At 71.6% G+C, this 3,180-nt stretch carries 2 protein-coding genes; one reads left to right on the top strand and one right to left on the bottom strand.

Annotated elements, in window-relative coordinates; genetic code table 11:
• Positions 1-2,311 (bottom strand): type VII secretion protein EccCa (eccCa, locus tag ABD908_RS26965; protein WP_345001931.1); only part of this gene is annotated, 2,311 nt, incomplete at its 3' end.
• 332 nt (positions 2,312-2,643) lie between these two features.
• Here eccCa and ABD908_RS26960 point away from each other — a divergent pair.
• Positions 2,644-3,180: EsaB/YukD family protein (locus ABD908_RS26960; protein WP_345001929.1), on the top strand; the 537-nt coding region annotated here is incomplete at its 3' end.

Here is a 3,180-nt window from a genome sequence, read left to right as displayed (position 1 = left end):
CGAGACGCGCGACGACGGTGGACAGGACGGTCGCCGAGCCGGCCGCCGGCACCGGGCCGGCGCCGGGCACCGGGCTCTGTGCCCCCACGGCGATCGACACCAGGGGGCCGTTCCGCTGCGCCCGCACACGTCCGGGCGGCGCGGCGTCGGATCGCTCCGGCCGAACCGCGACGGGTCCGACGGTGAACTCGCAGACCCGCGCGCTACCCAGCGACCGACGCGCTGCACCGGCACCGTCGAGCGGGGGCTCGTACGGCCCGGAGACGTAGCTCGCGTGGAACCGCCTGGGCTCGTCGGCATCGCACTTGAGGTACCCGGCCCCGGGCGTCGACGGCAGGTGGTACGCGTCCGGCACACCCAGGACGACGCGGGACTCGTTGGCCGAGAACGTCTTCAGACCTATCCGGTACGAAAGGTGCGAGTCGAGGCCGCGCAGCTTGCCCTCCTCGAGGCGCTGCGACGCGAGCAGCAGATGGATGTGCAGCGACCTGCCGAGGCGGCCGATCGCCACGAACAACTCGGCGAAATCCGGCTTCTGCGCGAGCAGCTCGGAGAACTCGTCGACGATCACCAGGAGCGCCGGCAGCGGCTCGAGGGGCGCGCCGGCACGTCGGGCCTTCTCGTAATCGGAGACGTTGGCGAAGTTGCCCGCCCGGCGCAGCACCTCCTGGCGGCGGTTCATCTCGCCGGAGAGCGCGTCGCGCATGCGGTCGACCATCGCGATCTCCTCCTCGAGGTTGGTGATCACGGCGGCGACGTGTCGCAGCGGTTCCAGGCCCAGAAAGGTTGCGCCGCCCTTGAAGTCCACCAGGATCAGGTTGAGCGACTCGGGCGAGTGCGTGGCCACGAGGGACAGCACGAGCGTCCGGAGGAACTCGGACTTACCGCTGCCTGTAGCACCGATGCACAGTCCGTGCGGGCCCATACCGTTCTCGGCTGCCTCTTTGATATCCAATTCCACGGTCTCGCCGCGCGGGCCGACGCCGATCGGCACGCGCAGACGCTCGCGCCCGATGCGTTCCCGCCACACCGCCTCCGGTGTGATGCCGGCAGCGTCTCGGATCCCCAGCAGGCTCATCAGTCCGGGATCCGTGGGACCCGTGTCCGCGTCGAACGCCACCAGCTGTGCCACCGACGCCGGGCGGTACCGTCCCACCCGGCGGGCGACCACCTCGGCGGCACCGGCGGCGACGAGGTCCGGCACGGCGAAGAACTCCGTGCCCGCGGCACTTCTCGCGCCCACGCGCCACATCCCGCCCGAGCAGTCGGCCACCAGCTGCAGACCTCGCCGCACGGCCAGGGACTCGGTGCCGGGCGCGATATCGACCACCGTCACACCGTCGAGCCCCCCGAGCGCGTCGAACGTGCCGTCCGGCGCGGCCACCGCGGGCCGGTCGAACACCACGACGTAGTGAGCCCGGCCCGCGTCGGCGGGCGCCGACCTGCTGAACGCCGCGTGATCGGCCAGGTGATCGGCCAGCGCGGCCTCGAGCGCGGCACCGTCGGGGTAGACCATGCGGCACGGTCCCACCGCATCCGAGTGCGAGGGGTGCGCGACGTGCGGGAGCCACTTGAGCCACCGCCACCTCGGCGTCTCGGGATCGGGGGTGACGACCGCGATGCGGAGGTGGTCCGGCCCGTGCAGCGCCGCGGCCTGCAGCAGTAGGGTTCGCACCAGCGGGACGGCTCCGCCCCCGTCGACCCCGATCGCTGGGAACCCACGGAGTGCCACTGCCACCGGAAGTCCCGGCACCGCCGAGTGCCCCCGCACGAAGCGGCGCAGGGCCACCGTCGCGACCGGCTCGAGGTCCTCGACCGGCCCCGTCTCGGGCGGCATGAGCCGCGTCGCGAGCCGCTGGCCGCCCACCCCGACACGGACGTGCAGGAAGTCCGGGTCGCCGGGACGCCGCTCCCACATCCTGCGCGTGCCTGCGAGGCCGGGCAGTAGCGCAGGCTCGGGATGGATGAAGGTGAGCATCGAATGCTGTTCCGCCTTGGTCTGTTCCACCTGAGAACGAGTCTGCGCAAGGTACCGCAGGTAGTCCTTGCGGTCCTCGTTCAACTCGGCCGCCCGGGGCGCCCCGCTACGCCCTCCGCCGCCATACATGCCGGCCATCGACACGAGCATCATGAGCGGGAACATCATCATGAACGGGTTGCTCATCATCGACGACCCGGACGTGAGCATCAAGGCGACCATGCCGACCACGGCGATCACCATGACCACCGGCATCAGCTTGCCCACGAGGCCGCCGGGTACGACCCGCGGGATCTCCGGCGGGGCCTGCAGGGCCACCTCGCCGCCGGGCATGCGCGGCGGCGCTATCCGGGGCCGCCGCGCGAAACCGGTGGTGACCGGTTCGTGGATCGGATCCCCCACACCCACGCGACCTACCGGCGCCCCACTCGGCGCCTCGGTTGTGTACCCCATCTGCAGTCCCCCGAATCCGATTGCCGCGGCGCACCTCCCGCGCCGATCCCCGCGCCGCCTCGCACGTGTCCCCACACGTCGTATCGAGGCGACGACACCACTGTGCACGCGGGTACCGACAGGTTTGCGCGGAATACGGGAATGGAACCGATCGGCGCCCCCGTGCGTCCAACTGATGACGGGGTCGTGCGACCCCGGGAAGGAGAGCGGAGATGGCTGTCGACTACGGCGCCCCGGTACCCGTGGCGCGGTCCTCTGCCGCGCCACCGAGCCCGATACCGGGCCGGCTCGACCCTGACGATCATCCGGATTCGGTTGCGCTCGTTCGAGTCTCGGTGCTGTGTGGCCGAGCTCAAGCCGACCTGTCGTTGCCGCCTGAGGCGCCCGTCGAACTCCTGGTGCCGGAGTTGTTGCGGGTTATCGGTCCGCGGGCCCGGATCCCCGCGGATCAGGCGTGGACGACTCCATGGGCGCTCGGCAGGGTCGGCGATGACCCGTTGGGCGGCCACCTCACCCTGGGCGGCGCGGGTGTCTCCGAGGGTGAGGTACTGGTTCTCGCACCGGCGCCACCGATACCGATACCGACCGTCTTCGACGACGTATTCGATTCCGTGGCGACCACTCTGGCGCCACGTCGGCGATGGGACGCCCGCGCCGCTGCGCTGGTGGCGCTGGCGATCGCCGTGGGAGCGGCGACGGTGACGGTAGCGCTAGCGTGGCGGCTCGCGTCCGGGCCGGTGTCCGCGGCG

The organism is Tsukamurella soli (assembly GCF_039541155.1).
GTDB classification, from domain to species: domain Bacteria; phylum Actinomycetota; class Actinomycetes; order Mycobacteriales; family Mycobacteriaceae; genus Tsukamurella; species Tsukamurella soli.
This window is presented reverse-complemented; position numbering and strand designations above follow the sequence as displayed.